18 protein-coding genes and 1 CRISPR repeat array are annotated in these 25,650 nt (G+C 35.3%); of the genes, 2 read left to right on the forward strand and 16 right to left on the reverse strand.

Translation table 11 applies throughout. The annotated features are described in order from the left end of the window. The first annotated feature begins 51 nt into the window (after window positions 1–51). Together TTHE_RS12920 and TTHE_RS12925 are read left to right on the forward strand one after the other, a co-directional pair. Window positions 52–1,740, forward strand: a complete 1,689-nt coding sequence (locus TTHE_RS12920) for a 2-oxoacid:acceptor oxidoreductase subunit alpha (RefSeq protein ID WP_013299011.1) — start codon at window positions 52–54, stop codon at window positions 1,738–1,740. 20 nt (window positions 1,741–1,760) lie between these two features. Continuing rightward, on the forward strand, window positions 1,761–2,609 hold the full coding sequence (locus TTHE_RS12925) for a 2-oxoacid:ferredoxin oxidoreductase subunit beta (protein WP_013299012.1): 849 nt from the start codon (window positions 1,761–1,763) through the stop codon (window positions 2,607–2,609). 39 nt (window positions 2,610–2,648) lie between these two features. Here TTHE_RS12925 and TTHE_RS12930 read toward each other — a convergent pair whose 3' ends face one another. The 16 genes from TTHE_RS12930 to TTHE_RS12995 form a co-directional block, all read right to left on the reverse strand. Next, complete coding sequence (locus TTHE_RS12930) at window positions 2,649–4,520, reverse strand: ABC transporter ATP-binding protein (RefSeq protein WP_013299013.1); 1,872 nt, start codon at window positions 4,518–4,520, stop codon at window positions 2,649–2,651. Then, complete coding sequence (locus TTHE_RS12935; RefSeq protein ID WP_013299014.1) at window positions 4,520–6,745, reverse strand: ABC transporter ATP-binding protein; 2,226 nt, start codon at window positions 6,743–6,745, stop codon at window positions 4,520–4,522. Before TTHE_RS12935 ends, TTHE_RS12930 begins: the two co-directional genes overlap by 1 nt. A 32-nt stretch (window positions 6,746–6,777) precedes the next feature. Continuing rightward, complete coding sequence (locus tag TTHE_RS12940) at window positions 6,778–7,221, reverse strand: MarR family winged helix-turn-helix transcriptional regulator (RefSeq protein ID WP_013299015.1); 444 nt, start codon at window positions 7,219–7,221, stop codon at window positions 6,778–6,780. Then, on the reverse strand, window positions 7,221–7,358 hold the full coding sequence (locus tag TTHE_RS14455) for a hypothetical protein (RefSeq protein WP_013299016.1): 138 nt from the start codon (window positions 7,356–7,358) through the stop codon (window positions 7,221–7,223). Before TTHE_RS14455 ends, TTHE_RS12940 begins: the two co-directional genes overlap by 1 nt. Further along, window positions 7,355–8,920, reverse strand: a complete 1,566-nt coding sequence (locus TTHE_RS12945) for a ClC family H(+)/Cl(-) exchange transporter (protein WP_013299017.1) — start codon at window positions 8,918–8,920, stop codon at window positions 7,355–7,357. Before TTHE_RS12945 ends, TTHE_RS14455 begins: the two co-directional genes overlap by 4 nt. Window positions 8,921–9,059: 139 nt before the next feature. Further along, window positions 9,060–10,262, reverse strand: coding sequence for a TIGR02221 family CRISPR-associated protein (csx2, locus tag TTHE_RS12950; protein WP_013299018.1), 1,203 nt, complete (start codon window positions 10,260–10,262; stop codon window positions 9,060–9,062). A 22-nt stretch (window positions 10,263–10,284) separates the two neighbouring features. Then, window positions 10,285–10,548, reverse strand: coding sequence for a CRISPR-associated endonuclease Cas2 (gene cas2 / locus TTHE_RS12955; RefSeq protein ID WP_013299019.1), 264 nt, complete (start codon window positions 10,546–10,548; stop codon window positions 10,285–10,287). Window positions 10,549–10,560: 12 nt separating this feature from the next. After that, a complete protein-coding gene (cas1b, locus tag TTHE_RS12960) occupies window positions 10,561–11,553 on the reverse strand; it encodes a type I-B CRISPR-associated endonuclease Cas1b (protein ID WP_013299020.1) in 993 nt (330 codons plus the stop codon). Next, a complete protein-coding gene (gene cas4, locus TTHE_RS12965; RefSeq protein WP_013299021.1) occupies window positions 11,550–12,047 on the reverse strand; it encodes a CRISPR-associated protein Cas4 in 498 nt (165 codons plus the stop codon). The genes cas1b and cas4 overlap by 4 nt, the downstream gene beginning before the upstream one ends. A 630-nt stretch (window positions 12,048–12,677) precedes the next feature. Then, on the reverse strand, window positions 12,678–14,117 hold the full coding sequence (locus TTHE_RS13800; protein ID WP_013299024.1) for an RCC1 domain-containing protein: 1,440 nt from the start codon (window positions 14,115–14,117) through the stop codon (window positions 12,678–12,680). 798 nt (window positions 14,118–14,915) lie between these two features. Beyond that, the gene (locus tag TTHE_RS14460; RefSeq protein WP_013299025.1) at window positions 14,916–15,077 is read right to left on the reverse strand and encodes a hypothetical protein; all 162 of its coding nucleotides are present in this window, start codon (window positions 15,075–15,077) and stop codon (window positions 14,916–14,918) included. Between the two features lie 88 nt (window positions 15,078–15,165). Then, the gene (locus TTHE_RS12975; protein WP_013299026.1) at window positions 15,166–15,381 is read right to left on the reverse strand and encodes a hypothetical protein; all 216 of its coding nucleotides are present in this window, start codon (window positions 15,379–15,381) and stop codon (window positions 15,166–15,168) included. Between the two features lie 393 nt (window positions 15,382–15,774). Continuing rightward, window positions 15,775–19,673: direct repeats of the CRISPR family, unit length 30 nt; unit sequence GTTTCAATTCCTGATAGGTAGGCTAAAAAC. Between the two features lie 168 nt (window positions 19,674–19,841). Then, window positions 19,842–22,205 (reverse strand): CRISPR-associated helicase/endonuclease Cas3, encoded by a 2,364-nt coding sequence (locus TTHE_RS12980; RefSeq protein WP_041587489.1) that lies wholly within the window; start codon window positions 22,203–22,205, stop codon window positions 19,842–19,844. After that, entirely contained in the window at window positions 22,183–22,896 is a 714-nt protein-coding gene (gene cas5b, locus TTHE_RS12985; RefSeq protein WP_013299028.1) for a type I-B CRISPR-associated protein Cas5b, read from the reverse strand. Before cas5b ends, TTHE_RS12980 begins: the two co-directional genes overlap by 23 nt. A gap of 75 nt (window positions 22,897–22,971) precedes the next feature. Then, window positions 22,972–23,883, reverse strand: a complete 912-nt coding sequence (gene cas7b, locus TTHE_RS12990) for a type I-B CRISPR-associated protein Cas7/Csh2 (RefSeq protein WP_013299029.1) — start codon at window positions 23,881–23,883, stop codon at window positions 22,972–22,974. Further along, window positions 23,880–25,640 carry a TIGR02556 family CRISPR-associated protein gene (locus TTHE_RS12995; protein WP_013299030.1) on the reverse strand — a complete coding sequence of 587 codons (1,761 nt, stop codon included), beginning with the start codon at window positions 25,638–25,640 and terminating at the stop codon, window positions 23,880–23,882. The genes cas7b and TTHE_RS12995 overlap by 4 nt, the downstream gene beginning before the upstream one ends. Window positions 25,641–25,650: the final 10 nt, after the last annotated feature.

Here is a 25,650-nt window from a genome sequence, read left to right on the forward strand (position 1 = left end):
AATAGTGGTATAATTGAATTACAAGATATTGTAAATAAGGGGGACTAATGTATGGACTACAATGTATTAATCGGTGGTGCTGCAGGTCAGGGAATAGACACCTTGTCGCATATATTTGGAAAAACCTTGAAAAGATGCGGCTTATACGTCTTTTCCATGAAAGATTACATGTCACGTGTAAGAGGCGGTCACAACTTCATTCAAGTGAGGTTCAGCGACAAACCGCTTTATTCACACGATGAGAAGTTTGATGCGATAATCGCTCTTGATTCAGACACTATAAATTTGCACGCAAAAAGCTTGAAAGCTGGCGGAAAACTCATCTTAGATAGATCCCTTTCAGATAACGATGCATACATGTCATTTGATTTTAAGGAAATCGCAAAAGAATGCGGCAATCCACGTGTTGCAGGAACTGCTGCAGTAGGCGTTTTGCTTAAATTGTTCGATATTCCATTAGATATATCTCACACAGTGCTAAATGATGAATTTAAAGGCGATGTGCTTAATGCAAATCTAAAAGCCATAGATACTGGATACAACATGGTAAAACAAGTTTTTAACGTCCCGCTTGAAAAAAAGGATGACAACATCTACATAAGCGGCAACGAAGCCATCGCATTGGGGGCTATTGCTGCAGGAGTCAAATTTTACTGCGGATACCCTATGACACCTTCTACAAGCGTCATGACTTACATTGCTAAAAAATCCCGCGATGCAGGTATCGTAGTAGAACAGGTAGAGGATGAAATCTCTGCTATAAACATGGCATTAGGCGCATCTTACGCGGGAGTGAGGGCCATGACAGGCAGCTCTGGCGGAGGATTTGCGCTTATGGTAGAAGGGATAAGCTTGGCAGGAATCACAGAGATACCCATAGTCATAACTGAAGTTCAAAGGCCGGGACCTGCAACAGGCTTTCCAACAAGGACAGAGCAAGGGGACTTAAGGTTCATAATTCATTCAGGCCATGGAGAGTTTCCAAAGATGGTAATATCATTGAGAAGCCCAGAAGATGCATTTTATCAAACTGCAAGGGCATTTAATATAGCAGACAAGTACCAGATACCTGTCATATTAGTCAGCGACCAATATCTAGCAGATTCTGGTGTGACTGTAAAACCTTTTGATTTTACAAAGATAAGGATAGAAAGGCATATATCAGGCGATGAAGCGTTGGAAAATGGCGTGTATAAGCGCTACAAATTGACTGAAAGCGGCATATCGCCAAGGATAATACCGGGCAAAGTAGAAGGCGCTACAGTCCTCATCGATAGCGATGAACACGATGAATTGGGCCACATCACAGAGTCGCAGGATATGAGGGTAATGATGGTAAATAAGAGGATGAAAAAGTTAAAGCTACTGAAGGAAGAAATTCAAGAGCCTTTATTCATGGGAACTGAAAATCCAGATATCCTCATAACTTGCTGGGGTTCAATGTACGGACCTGTAAAAGAAGCAGTAGACATGCTTTTAAAAGATGGAATGTCAGTAGGAGCTCTCTCATTTGGTGATATATGGCCATTTCCTACAAAGCTCATTAAAAAGTACGGAAAATTTGCAAAGATGATAATTGATGTTGAGCAAAATGCCACAGCACAGCTTGATAGCCTCATGAGAGAAAACGCCCTTATAAAGGCAGATGAACACATACTTAAATATGACGGCCGCATGATGAGCTCCAAGTACATCTACGATAGAATAAGTGAAATATCGAAAGCATCAAGCATGTATTAAATCGAGAAAGGGATGATTTTATGAATACCGCATTTGAAACTTATGAAACGGCGTGGTGTCCTGGATGTGGAAACTTCGGCATACTTAATGCTTTAAAGGACGCCCTTACTGAGCTTGGTCTAAAGCCACATCAAGTTGTAATAGCATCAGGAATAGGTCAGGCTGCAAAGATGCCACACTACATAAATGTAAATGGATTTAACGGCCTTCACGGTCGAGCACTCCCTCCTGCAACTGCCATAAGCATTGCAAACAAGGATCTAAAAGTCATAATAGACTCAGGTGATGGCGATACGTACGGTGAAGGCGGAAACCATTTTATACATGCAATCAGGAGAAACGCAAACATAGCACACTTTGTCCACGATAACCAAATATACGGCTTGACAAAAGGCCAAGCATCCCCTACGACGGCAAAAGGACAAAAAACAAGTTTGCAGTTTGACGGTGTAATCTTAGACCCTGTAAAGCCAATAAAACTTGCCCTTACAATGGGAGCTGGATTTGTAGCAAGAAGCTTTTCCGGAAATTATGAGCATCTTAAGAAGATGATGAAAGAAGCCATAATGTACGACGGATACGCTCTTTTAGACATCTTCCAACCATGTGTCACATTTAACAGGGTAAATACGTTTAAATGGTACAACGACAGGGTGTATGAGCTTCCAAATGACTACGACTACACTGATTTAGACAATGCCTTTAAAGTTGCCGATGAATGGGGCGACAGGATACCGATAGGCATAATATATAAGGTAGAAAAACCTATGTACATCGACAATATAAGCTTTTTAAAAGACGGTCCACCTTTAGTAGATGCTAAATACGATCCGATGATGGCAGAAAAATACTTGGATGATTTTAGATAAAAAGTTAGGGAACTTCCTCTTGGAAAGTTCCCTTTTCTTTCAGCTTGCAACTTCTTCATCTTCAAACTGGCTATTGTAAAGCTTAGCGTAAAATCCGCCTTTTGCAAGAAGCTCTTTGTGTGTGCCTTGCTCTACAATGTCGCCGTGATCCATAACAAGTATGAGATCAGCGTCTCTTATGGTAGAAAGCCTGTGAGCGATAATAAAGCTTGTGCGGTTTTTCATCAGATTGTCCATGGCCTTCTGTATAAGGATCTCTGTACGAGTATCAACAGAGCTTGTAGCTTCGTCCAGTATCAATATCTTAGGATCTTTAAGTATAGCTCTCGCTATAGTTATAAGCTGTTTCTGCCCTTGTGAGACGTTTGAAGCCTCTTCGTTTAAAACCATATTGTACCCATCTGGCAGCGTGTGGACAAAGTGATCTACATGAGCTGCTTTTGCGGCTTTTATGACTTCTTCATCTGTAGCATTTAGATTTCCATACCTTATATTGTCCATTATCGTACCATTGTAAAGCCATGTATCCTGCAATACCATTCCAAACAATGACCTTAAGTCGCTTCTTGTAAATTCTCTAATGTCATGGCCGTCTATCAGTATCCTTCCTGAATTTACATCGTAGAACCTCATCAAAAGTTTTACTATCGTAGTCTTACCAGCACCAGTCGGCCCTACAATAGCTACCTTTTGCCCCGGTTTTATGTCTGCTGAGAAGTCATTTATGATTATCTTATCTGGATTGTACCCAAAGTGTACATGATCAAATTGCACATGTCCTTCTACATTCTCAAGTTTTATAGGATTCTCTGTCTCAGGCACTTCTTCTTCCTCATCCAAAAACTCGAAGACGCGCTCAGCACATGCTGCCGTCTGTTGAAGGATGTTTGAAATATTGGCAATCTGCGCTAGCGGCTGTGTAAATGACCTTACATATTGTATAAACGCCTGAATATCGCCTACCTCAATCGTCCCTTTTATAGCAAGGTAGCTTCCTAATACGACGACACCTACATATCCTAAATTGCTTACAGAGTTCATTATAGGCATCATAAGACCCGTTAAAAATTGGGATTTCCAAGCAACTTTGTAAAGTTCATTGTTGTACTCGTCAAATTTCTTTACGCTTCTTTCTTCGTAGTTAAATGCCTTCATGACTACATGACCGCCGTACATTTCTTCTACATGACCGTTCACATGACCAAGATAGTCCTGCTGCTCTCTAAAGTACTTCTGCGAAAAGCGAACAATAAGGGCGATGATGCCCATAGATATAGGTATCATCAAAAATGTGACACCTGTCATCTCCACACTTATGGTAAGCATCATTATTAAAGCACCGATTACCGATGTGACAGATGTGATAATCTGGGTTATGCTCTGGTTTAATGTCTGGCTTATTGTGTCAACGTCATTTGTTATACGGGATAATATCTCACCGTGATTTGTACCATCAAAGTATTTAAGTGGCATGCGGTTTATCTTCTCCATTATGTCCCGTCTAAATTTGTACGTAACTTTCATGGCTACGTTTGTCATTATCCATCCCTGTATATAGCCAAGACCCGAACTTAAAATATACAAACCTATAAGCATTAGGATTATCCTGCCGATGTAGTCAAAGTCAATATTGCCTGTACCTGCTATCTTTGCCATAACGCCTTCATAAAGTTTTGTTATAGCTTTACTGAGTATTTTAGGTCCAGCTATGGAAAGTGCTGCACTTCCTGCTGCAAATATTATCACGAATAATATTGATATCTTATATACACCAAGGTATGACATGAGCTTCTTCATCGTCCCTTTAAAGTCATTGGCCTTTTCCCCACCTATCATAGGACCATGACCACCCATAGGGCCATGTCTCCTCATGACGGGACGCCTTGGCTGTTGAGGTCTTCTTCCATCCATTATGCCAATTCCTCCTTTGAAAGCTGTGAATAAGCGATCTCTCTATATGTCTCGCAGTTCTTCATAAGCTCTTCATGTGTGCCTATTCCAGCTATTTTTCCGTCATCAAGTACTATAATCTGATCCGCATTCATTATTGTTGAGATACGCTGTGCTACTATTATGACTGTGCTGTCTCTGGTGTACTCTTTTAATGCCCTTCTTAATGCTCTATCTGTCTTAAAGTCAAGTGCTGAGAAGCTATCGTCAAATATATATATCTCAGGTTTTTTTACAAGAGCCCTTGCTATTGAAAGCCTTTGCTTCTGTCCACCTGATATATTTGTAGCATCCTGAGATATCTCACTCTGATATCCATCTGGAAGCCTCTCAATAAACTCTGATGCCTGTGCAACTTCAGCTGCCTTTTTAACCTCTTCATCTGTGGCATTTTCATTGCCAAACTTTATGTTTGACATGACAGTGCCTTTAAATAGCGAGATCTTCTGCGGTACATAGCCGATTTTCTCTCTTAAATCGTGCTGCTTTACATCCCTAACGTCCACACCGTCTACTAAAACCTGCCCTTCTGTCGCATCGTAAAACCTCGGAATCAAGTTTACAAGTGTAGACTTCCCAGATCCTGTTGAACCAATTATAGCTGTAATCTTGCCTGGCTCAGCCTTAAACGTAATATCCTTTATAGCATCTTCCTCTGCACCAGGGTACCTGTATGAAACATTTCTAAATTCAACAACACCTTTTTGACTTTCATCAAACTTCTTGCTTTCTTTGGGATCTACAACTGTCGGCTCAGTTTCTAGCACTTCAGCTATACGGGATGCTGATACAGATGCCCTAGGTATCATTATGAACATCATAGACATCATCAAGAATGCAAAGATAATCTGTATAGCGTACTGCATAAATGCCATCATGTCGCCCACCTGCATCGATGAATTGGCAATCTCATGGGCGCCTACCCACACAATCAGAAGCGTAATGCCGTTCATTATAAGCATCATGACTGGAAACATTGTTATCATGACGCGGTTTATAAATAGCATCGTATTTGTGATGTCGCTGTTTGCCTTATCAAACCGGTTCTCTTCAAACTCTTGTGTATTAAATGCCCTTATAACCATCATTCCTGCTAAATTTTCACGTGCAACAAGATTTAGCCTGTCAACTAACTTCTGAACAGATTTAAATTTCGGCAGTGCGATAGAAAAAATAATTGACACCAGACCTAAAAGTATTATAACTGCCAGAGCTATAATCCACGACATAGATGCACTCTTTCCTACAGCCCTAATAACACCACCAATTCCTATCATTGGTGCGTAGAATATCATCCTAATCATAAAGACTATTAGCATCTGTATCTGCGTAATGTCGTTTGTAGTCCTGGTTATTAAAGATGCTGTAGAGAATTTATCAAACTCCGTATTTGAAAAGCTCTCAACTCTCGTAAATAAGTTCTTTCTTATATCTCTTGAAAATCCCGCAGCAACCCTTGATCCTAAGAAGCCTACAAGTATTGCACAAGCTGCGCTTAAAATCGTTATTAAAAGCATAATTAGACCAGTAGTCAGGATGTAATTCATCTGAATTTTATCAGTATTAACACCCAGCGCCTTATATTCTGATTTTACTTCTGCCGCCGCAGCCTGTGTAACCATATTGTCTCCTAAGGCCGTAAACTTCTTGTCCATGTCGTTTGTTATTTTCTGCCTCTCTGATTCAGGAAGCTTTGCAAAAAGTGCAAATAAATCCATATTTGCAGGGATCTTTGTATTATTAAATGTAATAAATCCGCCTTTTGCACTGGACTTCATCTTGTCAACAGCAGAAACAGCTAGAAAAGCCTTGCCCATTACAGGATTTATCTTATCTACCTCGGATTTATCGATATTTTTAAGTACGTAAATAGGCTCTTTTTTCAAAGTAGGATATTGTTTTACGTATTTATCGTAGTCTGAGCTATTTTTATCTATCAATGTGTAATCACTCAAAACTTCTTTTTTATCATCGTCATTCATAAACAGCGTGAGTTTATCCATCATGCTTTGCCTTACTGCCGACGGCACAGCATTTACTATTCCGCCTTGCTGTATGCCTTGGTTTACTATGTTGGACATGTAGTCAGGAAGCGCCAAATCGCTCATAGCCTGAATAAATATGAACAATATTGCAACAATAGTTATAAAGATGTAAGGCTTAAAATATTTCCTCAATTTAAGCATTAACTTTACCACCTTTCCTTAATATATAGTTATTAAGATTTATCGTCCATTGATTCAATCAATTTTTTTAATGTGTTCAATCCTTTTACTATTGCTTCGTGCTCTTCATCCGTCGCTTTATTCATCATTGCTTCAAACTTTTTATCTATATCACTGAAGACTTCTTTTGCGTTCCTTTTAAAGTCATCAGCGATCTTTACATAGACAACCCTCCTATCGTCGCTGCTTCTCACTCTTTTAACCATTCCTTGCTTCTCAAGCCTGTCTATTATGCCTGATACAGTACTGTTTGTAAGTCCCATCTTTTGGCTTAAGTCACTTATCTTCATTTCGCCATGATGCATAAGAATGCCTATTATCATCCCTTGAGGACCTGTAATATTCAATTTCCTAAATTGATCTTCTATATTCTTATGAATCAAATTCATTATGGACTTTAGCGTGCTTAATATATCTAATCTTTCGTTGATTTCCATTAAATTTCATTCACCTTCTTCCCAAATATTTCGTAATTGTATATTTTGTATACAAATATTTCGGATACTAAATAATTATATTCGCACAAAATAAAAAAGTCAACAGGCTTTTTGAAAATACCTATTGCTTTTTTCATATCTCAGTCATCTTTCTTATGTTGTTTTTTATATCCACCACATTATTCTCATCGCCAATCAGGACTATATAATCTCCAGACAAGATTTTTGTATTTCCTTTAGGAATAATCTCTTTCCCACCTCTTTTTATTCCAACTACGAGACAGTTATGGGGCCATTCTATGTCTTTCAATTTCTTGCCATCTACAAAAGATCCAACGGCAACAGGCATCTCAAACAAGATTTTCCCAGTATCATCATTATCATCTACCTTTGTACTATTAGTATTTTTTATTATCCTATCAAGCAGTGATTCATATATAGGCATATTTCTGTAAAGACCAGATACAATATAAGCTGTTATTGATACAGTGCTTAATGCAAGCAAATGGCTAAATGAGCCTGTCATCTCTGTAACTAAAAGACTACCTGTGATAGGAGCCCTGACAATGGCAGCAAAATACCCGGCCATAGCTAATACAATAAAATCTTTTAAGTACAATTGATCAATATTAAAAATATGTATAATTATTATGCCATATAAATTTCCAATCAATGCCCCAATTGCAAGAAGAGGCATGAATATGCCACCTGGCACTCCAGATCCATAGCTTACCATCGTAAACAAAAATTTTGATATAAGCAGCAAAATGACAAAAGCAAAACCTAAATTTACACTGCTTATCTTATCTACGAGGCTCTCGCCACCGCCCAGAACCATAGGTATAGAAAGCCCTACAATAACTGATACTAAAAGAGGAATAAAGATCTTTAATTGTGGGATCTTTACATATTTATTATATAAGTCTTGTGATTTTAGAAGTGATTTGTTGAATAAAATACCTCCAAGCCCTATTACAACTCCAAGAACTAAAAGATAAATATATTTAGAAAACGGAACAATCGGCAAATTAGTAATATCAAATACCGTCTTTAAACCCAAAAAAGTATCTGTAATGTATGTGGCAGTAAGGGACGACACCATAGAAGATACAAGAACGATTGGAGAAAAATTTTTGTGAAGCTCTTCCAGTGAAAATATAACACCTGCCAATGGAGCATTGAATGCTGCGGCTAAACCCGCACCAGCTCCACATGTTATAAGATACTTCTCCTCAAAGCGCATTCTCTTTAATGACCTGCTGACACCCTGACCTAAAGATGCACCAAGCTGGACACATGGGCCTTCTCGTCCTAAAGACAGTCCAGCACCTATCATCAATATTGTACCTACAAACTTCAATACAAATATTTTTAGCCAATTTAATTTAAAATAGCCTATAATCGTCCCCTCCACCTGCGGTATGCCGCTGCCACTGATCATAGGCTCCAATTTAAGTATATAGTTTGTAAATATACCTAATGCAACTAAAAACACAAGCCATATAGGTAAAAGATAAATCTTCGTTTCTAAAGCTTTATATAGAATCAAAAGATACATCCCAGCTTTTTCTAATATAAGCCTTAAGATTGATACTACAACTCCTATAAAAATTCCAACAACTATTCCTTCTATTATCAGTCTATCTTTGAAGTTTTCCCTGTTTTTAAATATTTCATATATGTGACTGTTGCCGCTCATATGACTACCTCCCATAAGCTTCATAAAAAAATTATACAACAAATTCAGTGGAAAAGCCAAAGTATCGCCAAATATCCCTTGATATAGCTCGAAAAATAATAAATGGTGATATAAAAGAAGGTCCTATCTTAGAACCTTCTTAATTTATCATATCATAAAGCTTTATTGCCTCAGCAAAAAGCTTCTCAAAGTCTCTTTGATTTTCTAAGTAGTTTTGAGTCCCTATAGCAGGATCACCATGCACAGCACTATTCCTACTGTGCTCCAAATCAGCAAATGTCTTTAAAGCTTCCTCATCGTTTAACTTCTCTCTTATTTTTGATTTTATCAATGATGAAGAGTAATTGCTACCTTCTTTAATATTTAATTTATACACCCTATTCGCTTTGTCTAATATTGCCTCAAAGATCAGTGTCAAAGCGATAAGGTACTGCTTTTTATCATAAAAAAACTTTGCCTTATTAAGCATCCTTTCATCAAGTGTCGTCTTTTGATTATTCATAGATGAAAACTCCGAAATAATCTCATCTGCTACACTCTTTATGTAAATTTTGTCCTTATTGTCATCTTTAACTTTTTGTAATTTCCCTATAAGGTCATTTATCTCTTTTCGCGGGCTTCGATTCATCTCAAGCTTGAAGTAAGTTTTTTCACTTCCTTTTATGCCTAGGTTATTAAGAAGCTGTGGAAAATACCCCGAATTTTTATAAAGCTCGTAAGATGTTGTAAGTGAAAAAAGCTCATTTATAAAGTCTATTCTGTAAACGGGTGTTATGCCGTCCTTCGTTAAATCAAATGCTCCATAGTAGACGTCAATATTGTCTATCTTTTTAAAACATCTTACGTACATCAGCGAAAATGCCATTATTACCGGCATGTGGCGAAGCGCATGTGTCAAATCAAACACGATATGTACATCTTCATCAGGAATCATTTCCATAAGCTTATCCACGTACTTTTCCCTCTCTGTCGTCTCTACAGCTATCAATGATACCTCACTTATATAGTGTCTTAAGCTATTTTCAAGATTTTTAAGGCACTCTTGAGTAAGACCATTATGTTCCTCATAGTATATCATCTTAAGATACAAGTCTTCAACTTCTTTTTGTTTGTCGTAATCAATAGTATCTATTATTTCAGACCAAGATGACTGTAACGTACCAAATATAAGCCATTTATCGACAGTATTACCTTTCTCTTTCAAATAATTGTACAGTGCTGACCCGAAGAAAGCTGTTTCATACGTATAGCCATCTAAAAAACCATAACAGGTTTTTGCATATCCACTTTCGCCTTGTGACTTTTTACCTTTACCTATAAAAGAAATCAAAACAGTCTTCAAAGTAGATCCTCCTTATCACATCTCATATAAACAAACTTTCCCCACCTTTTTCAAGGCCTAATATTTCCCTATCTGAATACTTTGTAGTTCTCAAAATATACACAATGACTGAATCTTCATCTTTATTGATTATCCTTGAGATCTCACTCTTTAACTTTCTGAAATTTGCATCCGATATGTCACCTTCCAACACTGAATTTTGGACCCAATTAAGATATTTCCTGCATGTCTTTAAAACTTTATTTACTCGCTTCTCATTGACATCATATACTAGTATGACAAACATAATATCACCTTTTTACCATTGAGCAACAAACGGGGTGTACTCTTGCTCTTCCATAAGATGTTTTTCCAGTTTATAAAGCTCAAGCCGTATAAGCCTGCGGTATGAAACATTATTGCCTAGAGTCCTGTGCTTTATTGTCGTCTTGAGCTTATCTTCGTATTCCTCTATAAATGCCATCTTTGCCTTATCTTTAAGCAGCAGCCCTTCTGCATCACCATCAAAATCGTCTTTTTTAATGATATTTTTACCCACAACTGTAAATATCACCCTGTCTACCACGATTGGCTTAAATATTTCTGAAACATCTAGGTTTAATGAAAATCTCCTAAAATTTGTTGAATGAAGATACCCTATTCTAGGGTCCAAATGTGTCTTATAAACCTCGCTTAATACTGTTGTATACATGAGAGAATTTCCAAAACTTATAAGAACATTTAGGGAATTTTTCGGCGGTCTTTTGCTTCTTACATCAAACTCAAAATCACTATTTCCTAATATCTCATCAAATGATTTGTAATAATACTCCCTTATGTTTCCCTCAATAGCCATAAGCTCATTTATATCGGACGTTCCATCTATTAAATTCCCCAATCTTTCTATAGCGTAAATAGTATCATCTAGATTTTTGCCTCGGTTTTGATAATACTTTAAAACCTGACGAATGTTTCTATATGCACCTTCTACAAATTTTTGTGCAATATATAACCGTTTCTTCTCGTCAATATAATTTTCCGCTTGCTTTAATATCATGTAACCAGAATTCAAATGCTCTCTCGGATAAAAAGATCCAATGTAATAGCCGTAATGGTTGAAGAAGTGAAGTATTATCTCCGATTGTGAGATAAACTCAATGAATCTTTTGTTGAGACTGACTTCACCAAAAATCATTATTTCTGAAGTATTTTCAACCGGGATAAATTTCCTTCCATTTTCACCCTCAAAATATAATGTGTTGTCTTTTCTTTTAAGCTCACCGTCTGAAAAAATATAAACAGGCTTTTTCATGATAAGCAAAACTCCTTATATCCACAATTTTTGCAGTAAGGTATTTTTTTAAAACTAGGTGCTTTGTCTCTATGTATAATATCGATTATATCTTTTATAGCATTAGTAACTTCTGCTTCTGATTCACTAGTAAGATATACATCCACCTTTTTCCTTTCTTCAGGAAAGAAAAGCTGCCCTTTTGCTACTATACCGTTTTGTTTCAGCTTATATAAATAAAAAAGAAGCTGCATCTTTGCGCTCTTTTCAGCCTTGGAGCTCTTCTTGACTTCCCCAACTAACAAGTTGCCATTGTCATTTCTCACAAGATCTATAACAACATTTTCAAAGTTTAGCTTCTTTCTATCCCTGTCATAAGATATATCATCGATCAAGCGTCCCATCTCAATGTATGGGTGCTCTTGATTAGGAATTATCTGGTGGGCCATAAGCCACACCTGCCTTTTGCATATATTATAACTTTGCATCAATGAACCTGTTACCTCAAAATCCATAATATCACCTTTGCTTTCATATAACAGGAGAGTCGAATTAGTCTTTTATTTATTCACATATAAATATATCATAATTTCACTTAATAACCAATTGATATAAAAAAGGACATCTCCTTAAGCTAACTAAACTTGTGACATAACTCTTTGCTACTTCCTTATCACCTCTACGAGTGTCTACTATTTTCCTTGTATCCATTTGATTTTATCCCTACGTAATATTATAGACTCCCATACCGCTTCTCTTATTTTTTTCTGAGATTTAATGATAATTGCCACAAAAATACCTCCCCGACTTATCATTTATCAAATCCTTGCTTTTTTTCCATAATTCTTGTTGCTATAAAAAGAGGGGCATCCGAATTAATATACTAAAGGGCGATACAAGTTTTCTACCGGGTGATTATCTGGTAGTTCTTACAGATGAAAATAAATATGCAAAAATTAAGAGAATTTTATTGAATATGACACATTACTAAGTGAGCCTTAAGCAGACAAGAGAACCGTCCCCGTGTCTACTGATAATAAAAAAGCAGGGAACCCTTCCTATCATATGGGTTCCTATACTTTTTTAGAATAATTATTTCATAAAACAAATTTTAGAACACTTTCTAAATCACAGCATATTTTGATTTAATTGTTCTGCCACTTTACCTGAACGGGTGTAGAACTATCTACTGCTGTTCCATTGCCTAATTCACCATAATAATTACATCCCCAAGCCCAGACTGTACCATCGTTCTTTAATGCTACTGTATGGCACGCTCCTGCTGCTATTGCTTTTACATCGCTTATTCCTTTTACCTGTACGGGTGTAGAGCTATCCACTGTTGTTCCATTGCCTAATTCACCATAATGATTATATCCCCAAGTCCAGACTGTACCGTCGTTCTTTAATACTACTGTATGGTACGCCCCTGCTGCTATCGCTTTTACATTACTTATTCCATTTACCTGCACGGGTGTAAAGCTATTATTTGTTGTTCCATCGCCTAATTTTCCATATTCATTCACTCCCCAAGCCCAGACTGTACCGTCGTTCTTTAATACTACTGTATAGGACGCTCCTGCTGCTATTGCTTTTACATCGCTTATTCCTTTTACCTGCACGGGTGTAGAGTGGTATTCCTCCTTTGTTGTTTCATTGCCTAATTGATCATGTTCATTATCTCCCCAAGCCCAGACTGTACCGTCGTTCTTTAATGCTACTGTATGATACATTCCTGCTGCTATCGCCACTACATCACTTATTCCTTTTACTTGTACAGGTATAGTTCTATTAGTTGTAGTTCCATCGCCTAATTGACCGCAATCATTCCATCCCCAAGCCCAGACTGTACCGTCGTTCTTCAATGCTACTGTATGGTACGCCCCTGCTGCTATTGCTTTTACTGTTGGTTGATTATTTTCATTGTTAATCCCTGTATTTGTATTAGTATTTGTACTGTTTATTTTTACGCGGTTTAGTACAACTACTGTTTCTGCCCTTGTTATGAAATTTTCCGGTTTAAATGTATTGTCAGGGTAACCTCCCATATATCCTTGTTTGACAACGGAACTTATGGCACCTTTTGCCCAATCGGATATTTTTCCTGCATCCTTAAAATTGCTTATACCACTACTGTCTGTATTTTTTAAGTTTAATAATCTGCTAATGATTGATGCTGCTTCTTGTCTTGTTATAGATTTATTGGGTCGCATTGTGTTGTCTTCATAACCTGATATGAAACCCGCAGCTTTTGCCTTTTGTATATCGCTATAATACCAATCGGATGGTTTCACATCAGAAAAATTTATTTGTGCTGTATTTTTAATGTTAAAGCTTCTGTTTACCAGTGCTATGAATTCTGCTCTTGTTATAGGGTTGTCTGGTTTAAAGGTACTATCTTCGTACCCTGCAATTAAACCTTTTGATGTCCAATCATTTATTTCTTTTTCAGCCCAATGTCCTGATATATCTTTAAATGATGTGTTTGTTGCTGCAAATGATGTAGATATTGTGCTTGTCATTAGCAACAAGACTGACAGAAATAACACAATGAATCTTTTCGTAAATTTGTTTTGTATATTCATCTTTTACTCTCCTTCTACAATTTTACTTAATTATTTAATAATTTTGTAAAATTCAATCCATCCTTCTTTGAAAAGATAAATTCACTGCGCCTCCTTTCATAGTATTATAAATATATGTAATTCTTAGAAGCCTGTTTATCCCATATTACTTGGGATATTTATCTGATATGGAGTTTTCCTTTTTATTTTAAAGCAGAAAAACTCCATCTATCAGCTTAAAAAATAAAATAATTGAAATATTTTAATCATTTCATAAACAGCTGAAATCTCAACACAGCATTTCTATTTTATTTTAATTATGTTTTAAGACTTTTATATGTAGGCTAAAAATAATTTTCCATTTTCAATTTTCAATTTTTCGTTTCAATTCCTGATAGGTAGGCTAAAAACTTTCACTCTATAATAACTAAAAGAGGTGAATTCAATGCGTAAAAATAGCTACCTTCTTGAACTAAAGTTAACATGTGTGGTTTTAATATTAAAAATAATTCTAGTGTTTGTACAACATTTCTTAAAATAGTTATTAAATAAATCAAGTTTTAATCAATTATTTATAGTGTTCTTTCATTCGCTATATTACTTTTTCTATCTGAGGCAGGGAAACTTCCACAATTTAACCCTTGTTTCCCTGTAACTAGACAAAACATTCAGAAGAATCTTCTCCCACATAGACGACAATCCCCACTCTACCATCTTTCAGCAAAACCACATCATTTTCATCAATAATCAATTAATATCGCACCACTTTTGCCAGTTGTAAATAAATACAATTAACTCCTCTAAAAATAGACTAAAAACTTAGCGTTTAATGATTACTTGTTCGGATTCAAGCTTTTTAACTTCTTTAACCCATGCAGAAAACATCTTTTTTACATTATCAGGCGCACCTTCTTTTAATTTATATCCACCTTCTACAATAATTAAATACGATGCAAGTTCTTCCGGAATAAAAGGCATCATTTTTACCATCCTTCTTTAATATCTCAATATAATCAATAAAAGAAAAAACATAAAACAACATACACATCATAAGAAAATTGTTAAATAGTCAATTAATCTGTGGTTTTAACTTATTATCTGCTATTTCATCAAGATACCACCACCAATAAGACTTAGGCTTATTGTTTCGCTCTGCTTCTAAAAAACCTTTTAATGCCTTATAAAACAGTGGAGCTCTCTTAATAAAAATCCCGTCCAGCTTTTTAATTTCCTCTTTTTCTGCTTCATTGAAATCATTAAATGTTCCTGAATAACATCTCTGCATTCTAACTCATATAAATGTTCAAATGGACTAAGATCCCATTCACCATTGACAAAAATATCATAGCCTTTAATCAAATGTTTTTTGTCCATTAGGCTTCAACTCCTCGTAATCGACACGGCAATAAAATATCTGTTTCAATTCCTGATAGGTAGGCTAAAAACTTGTAAATTCATCTGCCAAATCAAAGTTAAAATTTTAAGATTAAACGAATAATAGCAGTTACAAAAAGAAAAAGATTTAATAAAATCACCCAAATGAGATTATTTTTATTATATGGGGGATGATATAATACATAAATTCCAACAATAATATCTAATAAACTTACTATAAGTACAAGCCATATTGACCAATATTTCATTTAATTATCACCCTTTCATTTTAAAATCTCTGTTTGTTTCAATTCCTGATAGGTAGGCTAAAAACCTTTATAAAAATCATGTGCATCTGAACCTATTAATTTGTTTCAATTCCTGATAGGTAGGCTAAAAACAGGTTAAGAAGAGGTATCCAAAGGTAACATTTTATCGGTTTCAATTCCTGATAGGTAGGCTAAAAACTTACTTTGCCTACAAATGTAAACATTCTGTATGGAGTTTCAATTCCTGATAGGTAGGCTAAAAACCTTATACTATACCAAAACTGAGTACAAGTAAAAACAGGTTTCAATTCCTGATAGGTAGGCTAAAAACATTATTGATAGTGATATTGTAGGTGACGAAATATGTTTGTTTCAATTCCTGATAGGTAGGCTAAAAACCAGACAAAGTTTGTACATTAGTATCAACCAAACTAGGTTTCAATTCCTGATAGGTAGGCTAAAAACCAAGGACGTAGTTATCTGATCACACAATAAAGGAAGGTTTCAATTCCTGATAGGTAGGCTAAAAACTGAGTGTATATAACAAAATAGGGAAAAATTCAAGTTAGTTTCAATTCCTGATAGGTAGGCTAAAAACTTCATACTACCAAAAGAAACAATGCAGGGAAATTGGGTTTCAATTCCTGATAGGTAGGCTAAAAACTTTTAGCATATCTACTCTTAACTTCATCATATCCCAGTTTCAATTCCTGATAGGTAGGCTAAAAACTTTTGCTCCCTGATTTTTTCCAGCCCTTCAATGTTTGTTTCAATTCCTGATAGGTAGGCTAAAAACCAAGGTCTAACACAGCAACAATTATCACAATTAGGAGGTTTCAATTCCTGATAGGTAGGCTAAAAACAACGGATCGTCAATACTGTCTACAGGCTCAAAGTCTGGGTTTCAATTCCTGATAGGTAGGCTAAAAACGGGAATCAGTAGAAGTATAAGAAACAAGATTACCTGTTTCAATTCCTGATAGGTAGGCTAAAAACATATTTGCTACAAGAAAACTTCTTGGGGGTGCAGAAGTTTCAATTCCTGATAGGTAGGCTAAAAACGGTTATGCATAAGTCTCTTAAAAAATATTTTTGGCTGTTTCAATTCCTGATAGGTAGGCTAAAAACTAAAAGAGTAGTGAGAATTTATTAGGAGGTAATTTTAGTTTCAATTCCTGATAGGTAGGCTAAAAACAACCTACTAACGAGCCATCATTTTTTGGTGCAGTATGTTTCAATTCCTGATAGGTAGGCTAAAAACTAGAAGAAAACATAAAAGAAAAATTTAATAAATTCTAGTTTCAATTCCTGATAGGTAGGCTAAAAACAGGAAATTTATCACCAATATTAATATTGTTATGAAGTTTCAATTCCTGATAGGTAGGCTAAAAACGGGATTTGAATATGAATTTACGTGCACCTTTTTGCTGTTTCAATTCCTGATAGGTAGGCTAAAAACAAAGAAAGGTTTTAATTATACAAGGAGGAATAAGTAGTTTCAATTCCTGATAGGTAGGCTAAAAACTTCAAAAAGTTTTAAAATACACTTGGACGAATAAAATGTTTCAATTCCTGATAGGTAGGCTAAAAACCTTTTTCACGAAATGGTACATTCAACAGGACATGAAAGTTTCAATTCCTGATAGGTAGGCTAAAAACTTTGATTTTATTTTTAATTATAAAGCAAAAAAGTACGTGTTTCAATTCCTGATAGGTAGGCTAAAAACCTCTCTATTGTATTACAAAGAATATTATACAAATCATGTTTCAATTCCTGATAGGTAGGCTAAAAACATTGGTCTAAAGTGTTTGGATCTGGTACAAGATTAGGGGTTTCAATTCCTGATAGGTAGGCTAAAAACTAAAAAAAGAAGGTGTACCGGTTAAGCTTGTAAGAGGTTTCAATTCCTGATAGGTAGGCTAAAAACTTGTGCAAGAGCAAACATTCTTTTTGCTTGTTTTTGTGGTTTCAATTCCTGATAGGTAGGCTAAAAACGGGGGATATAGAGGGGAAGCCAGCCAGCTTCACGCCAAGTTTCAATTCCTGATAGGTAGGCTAAAAACTAGACATTGAACTTGTGAAAAAGTATGAGGGAATGGAAGTTTCAATTCCTGATAGGTAGGCTAAAAACTTTGGATCCAGATAGAACGATACTTGGCACATATGGGTTTCAATTCCTGATAGGTAGGCTAAAAACACCAAACCCAAAAACCTGGCTGAACGAGGGAAGATGGGAGTTTCAATTCCTGATAGGTAGGCTAAAAACTCTTGTATGTTTCGACAATTCCCTCTTCGACGTATGTGTTTCAATTCCTGATAGGTAGGCTAAAAACTTAATTGTCTGGGCTTTCTCTTTTTAGGAGGGATAGAAGTTTCAATTCCTGATAGGTAGGCTAAAAACAGTTAATCCCACCAATTCTTTATATATTTTTTTAAAGTTTCAATTCCTGATAGGTAGGCTAAAAACTCCTTGCAGTTTTGACAGCATCCTGCCCAGATACAACGTTTCAATTCCTGATAGGTAGGCTAAAAACATAATCAGATTTTAAGTTATAAAAATATAACAGATAAGTTTCAATTCCTGATAGGTAGGCTAAAAACTATCGCAAAAATATAATATTCCTTTAATCACTGGAACGTTTCAATTCCTGATAGGTAGGCTAAAAACAGGTTTTTGGGTCGGATTAAGATTACAACCTTTAATGTTTCAATTCCTGATAGGTAGGCTAAAAACGAGCGACACAAGATGTTGTTGTGGAATTGATACAATAAAGTTTCAATTCCTGATAGGTAGGCTAAAAACAAGAAAAAGCCGAAGAAATTGTAAAACCATTTATACAGGGTTTCAATTCCTGATAGGTAGGCTAAAAACATGTCTGGACTGGAGTTCCGGATGCAGACGATATCGGTTTCAATTCCTGATAGGTAGGCTAAAAACGTAAAAGGCAAAGAGTGGGAAGAGCAAAGCATCGGTGGTTTCAATTCCTGATAGGTAGGCTAAAAACAAAATTATATGTTATTGGATTATCAGATGGTATAATGTTTCAATTCCTGATAGGTAGGCTAAAAACAAAACATTGAATTAAGGATACAAGGCGACATAATAAGGTTTCAATTCCTGATAGGTAGGCTAAAAACGCCTTTCTTTAATTCCTAATTCCTTTGCTGTATCTCGTTTCAATTCCTGATAGGTAGGCTAAAAACACTGACAGCTGCCCTGATTTCATGGCGTTAATGTTAGTTTCAATTCCTGATAGGTAGGCTAAAAACCTATGGCGGGTAACACAAAACCAAAAATAAATATTAAGTTTCAATTCCTGATAGGTAGGCTAAAAACTATCAGGGACAAGCACAGCACCTGCATACCAAGCAAAGTTTCAATTCCTGATAGGTAGGCTAAAAACGTTTCGCTGCGTGTGTTGGTTACATCACATGTAAAAGTTTCAATTCCTGATAGGTAGGCTAAAAACCCACAGGCGGGATATTTACAAAGCCACATATAGCAAGTTTCAATTCCTGATAGGTAGGCTAAAAACGCGCAAGACCAGGCACAGGCAAGACGGCATTCGCATGTTTCAATTCCTGATAGGTAGGCTAAAAACGCAGGATATTATATAAAATTTAACGCTGATGTAATTTGTTTCAATTCCTGATAGGTAGGCTAAAAACTTAAGTTTTCAGAGTGCATTTTTTCTGTAAAATGAATGTTTCAATTCCTGATAGGTAGGCTAAAAACTTCCTCCAGTTTCTAAATACCACTGTGCCAAAATGGTTTCAATTCCTGATAGGTAGGCTAAAAACACGTATGCGCCTGCTGGAAGTGACATTCCATACTGTGTTTCAATTCCTGATAGGTAGGCTAAAAACAAATTTGCTAATAATGCTAAAATATAATTAAATAAAGTTTCAATTCCTGATAGGTAGGCTAAAAACTCATTAAAATACTTAAAATCCAATAAATTCTTAAAATATAAAATACCATTTATGTAAAGTTTATAACTTTATTATATCATAAAACGCAGATAATTCAACGTGTCTAAAAAATAAAGATGTCGTCGATCTCCAGTACTTTTTGCACTATTGGACATCGACGACATCTTATTACCAGATACTTAAAACACCTTTTGTTATAAATCCCGTCTCCTTATCATAATATTCATTTATTGAATCACTGTTTACATATTTAAAACCTTCTACATCCGCCGGCATATTTTCAGTTTTTTCTGGAATTGAAATTACATATTTATAAAAATCAGCTTTAAACTCATTAAATATGTTTCTTCTTTTAAAAAGATTTTTTACATTTTTAAGTTCTAAATATCTTTGCCATAGTTCAATTGCCTCATCATTATACTCTATATATGCATCAACTTTGTAATATCCGTCATCTATAAGCTTAAATTTGCTTATGCTGGGTGTGCCGTCATCACTATCATATTTTAATTTGTATACCGCATTTAAAATATTAATTGCTGCATCTGATGAAAGATTCTCTGATATAGCAGTATAATAGCGATCTATTATATTTAAAAAATCTTTCTCACCTATTTCATCATATTGGGACAGTATTTTTTCAGTGATGTTAATCATCACTTTATCATAGATTCTAGAAGAATATTTTTTATCATTTTCATCAATTAATGATACTACATATACTTCCCCTGATTTTTGCCAATTCCTATTGCATCTTCCTGCTGATTGGTTTATTGAATCAAGCGGAGCTATATCCCTCACCACCACATCAAAATCAATATCAACACCTGCTTCTACCAGCTGTGTTGTAACTGCGTATTTCACCTTTTTACTCTTTATCAATTCTATTCTTTCAAGCCTTTCAAATGGAACGATGTGTGTAGACATGTATACTATTTCTTCATCTGGCAATTTTTGTTTTAATAATTCATAGAATTGTTTTGCAGATGCAATTGTATTCAATATGAATAAATAACTTCTCCCGTCCTTTAAATCAAACATATCCACAAGTTCACTTAGATGAATATTCCTATCTAAAACTGGTTTTATTACGACTCTGTCCATTTGGTTAAAATATTTTCTTTTGTCAGTAAGCTGCCTTATCTCGTCATTTCCAAATATCATTGGCTGTGTAGCTGTTACAAATATCACGTATGAATTCAATTTAAATGCAACAGCCTGCAATATCTCTTTTACAAGTTTCCAGTAGTAAAATGGTATTGACTGTATTTCATCAAGTATGATTATAGAATTGGCAATTCTATGAAACTTCCTCAATGATTTGTTTTTATTAGATAAAAGTGTATGAAAAAGCTGAATAAATGTAGTCACTATGATTTCCGAGTTCCAGCCCTCAATCATAATCTTTGAGCTGTCTGTGTCAAATTCGGTATCATCGTCTGTATACTTCATCTCAGAAAGATGGTGATGTTTAAGCAGTACATTCGTGCTGGTATTTATGTTATTTCCCTTTAATATCTTTTCAAATTCTTGAAAGTTCTGTTCTATTATGCTTAAAAATGGTAGTGAATATATTATCCTGTAATTTTTGTTAAAAGTCTTATAAAGTTTTTCTCTCAATCTTAAAGCAAATGATATCGACGCCAATGTCTTTCCAAGTCCAGTCGGCAAATTTATTGATAAAATTCTATCGTCAAAATTTATTTCACTGCTATTTACTTCTCTATACGCATCTTCCCTTAAAGAATTAATTTTGTTTTCTTTGTACGACATTTGCGATTTATACTTATCAACTAAATCTGATGGTAATTCTACATAAGACCGCGAAAAGTTTCTACCAATTACGACTTCGCTTTTATCCGAATCGATAAGTAGTGAAAATATGTAATTTATAAGTATGTAATAAGATAAATCGCTTTTTTCATTGATTCTCCTAATATATCTTTTAACGTTTCTCAATTCGTTTTTTATATTTTCTATGTAGTGATTAATAGTGTTTTTATCTAGTTTGACATCAAGGCCTGCTTTTACCAAATTATCACTTAAAATGCTGAACTTTTCTTCATCTATGCTTTGAAGCTGGGACTTCATCGTATCAATGTCGCTATCGTCTAAAGACGCTTCAGTTACAACATCATTGAGATTTCCATGATGTTTTTTAATAACTATATATGCAATAAATGGCAACAATGTTTTAACGTCATTATAGGCGGCATGTTTATTTATTTCTTCTTTTATGACGAAAAAAGCTATCACCGCTGATATCAGCGAATGGTGAGTTTCTTTCATTGATTTCATGTTCTTTTTTTCACTGTCATCAGCAGACAAATAATCTTGAAAATAGCGTGTCGACTTACCAAGGTCATGGCATAAAGCTATGACTTTGGTAAGTCTTGATATTAATTTATCATCTAAGAGATTAGTACTGCTCTCATCCGAAAACTTCTCTATCAAATGTGCACTGCCCGATAGATGGTCTTCTAAATACTTATTAGGATGAGAATAAAGGCTAGAAAAACATGACGTATTCATCATCTATCACCCAACTTTTTGATACGTATGACCTAATGCTTTTGCCATTTGCCTCATAGACCACATCTGAATAGTCTAGCACGACTCTATCTTCATCCATATCAAAAGGTATCTTTTCTTTAAAATATTTCTTTCCGTCTTCAAAAACTATTTTATTATCTAAAATGTACTTATATGGCAACACTGATGATATCTCAGTCTCAACATCTCCCGTCTCAAAAGCATCTTTGACGTCAACAAATCTGTAATCTGCTATCATTTCGCTTAAGCCTAAAGATAATGTGTAAACATTGTGATGGTTTCTCACTTTTTCAACAATGTCATTAAAAAGTTCGTCATCTTCATGAGAAAAGTATATCCTGTACATAGGATCTTTTAAAAGCTCCATCTTTACCTGTGTGCGTGCCTCGTGATTCTTCTTTTTAAACGGAATCCAAAAATTGTCCTTTGTATTTATAAGGTTAAGACCCATCCTTATCTTTTTTACTGGTCTTAGAATTCTAACAGCGATTTTGCACTTATCAGATCTAAAAGTCTTTAAATATTCTGTTTTGCTTATGCCACCTATTGCCCCTAGCATCCCTTTGATTGTAGGAGGTGGCGGAAATGAAAATGTAAGCGGTGACGATGTGGTATAGTACTTCTTAAAATGTCCAAAATCGCCATATATATCGAATATCAATGATTTCATCTTAAAAACATTCCTTTCTCAAGAACTCTGTCCATATAATATGTCCTGAGACTTCCTGCCTATTACCAATGTTATTTAAAAGCTTAATTTCTCGACGGAGAATCCTTTTAGCACATCGTCGATATCACAAACATCACCATTTAAAGAGAAAACCACCCTTTCATCGGCCACATACCTTACTGCGCTTATCTTGTCTTTGTTTGCATTTAGGCTTTCGACTAATTCTTTTATCTCAATCTTGCCATCTTTAATGTCCCTCAATTCCTCATCTTCTACATCATGAACAAATTTTATCCTTTTATTTAACTCACCTATCTGGTAGTTTTTTTCTTTCATAACTACTTGAAGCAAAAATCTCGGCATATGGCCCATCTTTGAATTTGACATGAGGTTTTTGGTGCCATTCCACATTGCTTCCAACATCAAGTCTATGTCTTCATCTGTAAGTGGTATATTTTGATTTTTTGCTGCATTTTCATTTACAATTCCATAAAATGATATAAGTGAATATGGAAGTATATATTTCTCTGTAAATGTGCCCTGATTGTTACCGCTTTGTGATGGCATTACAGTTGTACCTTTTATATACGTCATATTAACCTTGTGAAGTGACCTTCCGTATCCAAATTGAACAGGCCCTGTCAAAGTCATGGTTTTATCTTTTACCGCTGTTGTAGCACCAAACAGTCTTACATCTATGCACTTTTCTATGATGTCTTCATTGGACCCAAAATCGCTTATTCTGTCATCTTTTGTCCGCAGTTTCCCATCTTTATCTCTCGTCTCTAAGATAAAGACATCTTTTCCTTTGTATTCTGCCAGGTAATCTCTTATAGTCCTTTTAAGTCTTACATCTGTCACAATGTTTATGCCTGTCTCTTCGTCGATCCTAGGCTTGTTTTCATCTACAGGATCTCCATTTGGATTTGCAAAGCTTACATCATAAAGAAAAAGTATCTCTGAACGATTTTTTATTGTGCTATTCATTGTAATTCCTCCTCTTTATTATAAATTATAGCTGCTATCTCATCTGTGAGATTTATGCCGCAGGCAAAATAGAAGTTTATTTCATCTACTGGCATGTGCCAATTGTCTCCAGCTAGAAGGAGATAATTTGATACTTCTTTAGCCAGTAGCCTTTTACCTTTGTCAAATGAGTCGTACTCTTCAAGTTTATTTTGTACTTTTGGCAGAAGTCCTTTTATGTCCTTTTCATCCATCTTAAGGCTTTTTAAATTTTTCATGAAAGGCTTAGCCCCTCTATCCTTATACTGCTTTCTCAAAAGCAACTCTGTAAGGGCGCCTAATAGTACAAGCCCTCTTTTTATAGGTGTCTCAAAGTTTTTGTCGTACTTCTTGAAGAAATCTGATAATTGTCTTTCTTCCATTTCATAAACCTCCATCTCTATTAAACCTAATTTTTCCAAAAATGTTACTGCCATAATTCCGTCCTTTGTAGCATTTGCATAATAACGATCCTCAATAAATTCATCTCTCACCCGCTTCATGATAAATTTTAAAAGTAGATTTAAATCAACTTTTCTTCCTCTAAAGATTCTGTCTGTTATGTCCAGGAAGTATCCGTCTAGGTCGCTGTCTCTCTTATTTATATCTGACTTTGATAAAAAGTTTCGTATATTCCTGAATGTAAAGTTATCTCCAAACATTTTTTCAACGGAGTCTTTAGCGCTGAATATCTCTCTTAAATGGGATGGAAATACATCTTCTATCAAAAGTAATATCCTCTCAGCTGAATTTTGTTTTTGTATAAAAAGATAATTTAAAGACAAGGAATCGTCAGCATCTTTTAAAAAGTACGTTATATCATCTTCATCGCCAATGACTCTCTTCTCTGTGCTGTCTTTTAATGTTACAAGCTTAGTCGTATCCTTAAATATATTGATGATATCTTCTCTTATGAAATCTTCACCTATCAAAAATTTTGGTATTAATTGATATCTAAGTCCATAAAATCTAAACGTCAAATTGTTTTCTATATACTTTTTCCCTTCCTCAAGTTTAAGCCTGCAGTCAGGACATACCGGATAATTACGCCATGACTTTTTCTCGTCAAAGCCGCCTACTATATATCCAATTTTATCAATGGTGTAAAATGCATATGTATCAACCTTTCCAAAGACTAAGTCCTTTTTCTCCCCACATATGGAACACACTTTATCCGTGGCAGACAACTTATTGTACTTATCATTGTCAGAATCGATAAGGAGTTTCCTAAATACAGGAATATCGCCAATGTACTTATTCACATTGTTCTCTATGAATTTAATCATCAGCACAAGGCCTTCTTTTTTAGGGAATTCCCCTCTAAACTTTATAATGTCATCTAGTATCCTATCTTTATTTTCCTGAAGCGACTTGTTGAGATTTTCTAAAAATTTCTTCTCATCGTTGTCAATTTTTAAGCCTTTTTTGCTTAAGATCTTAAACCAGCTTAATATCTTCCCATTAAATGTCTTTTCAGGTTCTGTTATCTTTGCAACCGGCATGTACCCAGGTCCATTTCCGCCAGAGCTGGAATAAAGATACCTCGCTACCTTTGAGCTGTCTGTCTGTTCAATTGTAACATCTCTAAATGTTACATCATTTCCATCAATCATAAAGTTTATTGCTATGATGTTTTTGTATGCTCCATTTTGATTAGGATCTTCTATTAAAACATCTAAAAGACTTTTGTTCTCGGCCTTTATAGCCATCTCTCCTATTTCTTTTACAGCATCCAGCATTATTTGCACC

The organism is Thermoanaerobacterium thermosaccharolyticum DSM 571, from assembly GCF_000145615.1.
GTDB lineage: Bacteria > Bacillota > Thermoanaerobacteria > Thermoanaerobacterales > Thermoanaerobacteraceae > Thermoanaerobacterium > Thermoanaerobacterium thermosaccharolyticum.

Coding starts and splice junctions, on each gene's coding strand:
- TTHE_RS12930 (WP_013299013.1), bottom strand. CDS start 4,520: ATGGATGGAAGAAGACCTCAACAGCCAAGGCGTCCCGTCATGAGGAGA.
- cas4 (WP_013299021.1), bottom strand. CDS start 12,047: ATGGATTTTGAGGTAACAGGTTCATTGATGCAAAGTTATAATATATGC.
- TTHE_RS14460 (WP_013299025.1), bottom strand. CDS start 15,077: ATGATGCCTTTTATTCCGGAAGAACTTGCATCGTATTTAATTATTGTA.
- TTHE_RS12935 (WP_013299014.1), bottom strand. CDS start 6,745: ATGCTTAAATTGAGGAAATATTTTAAGCCTTACATCTTTATAACTATT.
- TTHE_RS12975 (WP_013299026.1), bottom strand. CDS start 15,381: ATGCAGAGATGTTATTCAGGAACATTTAATGATTTCAATGAAGCAGAA.
- TTHE_RS12940 (WP_013299015.1), bottom strand. CDS start 7,221: ATGGAAATCAACGAAAGATTAGATATATTAAGCACGCTAAAGTCCATA.
- cas7b (WP_013299029.1), bottom strand. CDS start 23,883: ATGAATAGCACAATAAAAAATCGTTCAGAGATACTTTTTCTTTATGAT.
- TTHE_RS12995 (WP_013299030.1), bottom strand. CDS start 25,640: ATGCTGGATGCTGTAAAAGAAATAGGAGAGATGGCTATAAAGGCCGAG.
- TTHE_RS13800 (WP_013299024.1), bottom strand. CDS start 14,117: ATGAATATACAAAACAAATTTACGAAAAGATTCATTGTGTTATTTCTG.
- cas1b (WP_013299020.1), bottom strand. CDS start 11,553: ATGAAAAAGCCTGTTTATATTTTTTCAGACGGTGAGCTTAAAAGAAAA.
- cas5b (WP_013299028.1), bottom strand. CDS start 22,896: ATGAAATCATTGATATTCGATATATATGGCGATTTTGGACATTTTAAG.
- cas2 (WP_013299019.1), bottom strand. CDS start 10,548: ATGTTTGTCATACTAGTATATGATGTCAATGAGAAGCGAGTAAATAAA.
- TTHE_RS12925 (WP_013299012.1), top strand. CDS start 1,761: ATGAATACCGCATTTGAAACTTATGAAACGGCGTGGTGTCCTGGATGT.
- TTHE_RS12945 (WP_013299017.1), bottom strand. CDS start 8,920: ATGAGCGGCAACAGTCACATATATGAAATATTTAAAAACAGGGAAAAC.
- TTHE_RS12980 (WP_041587489.1), bottom strand. CDS start 22,205: ATGAATACGTCATGTTTTTCTAGCCTTTATTCTCATCCTAATAAGTAT.
- TTHE_RS14455 (WP_013299016.1), bottom strand. CDS start 7,358: ATGAAAAAAGCAATAGGTATTTTCAAAAAGCCTGTTGACTTTTTTATT.
- TTHE_RS12920 (WP_013299011.1), top strand. CDS start 52: ATGGACTACAATGTATTAATCGGTGGTGCTGCAGGTCAGGGAATAGAC.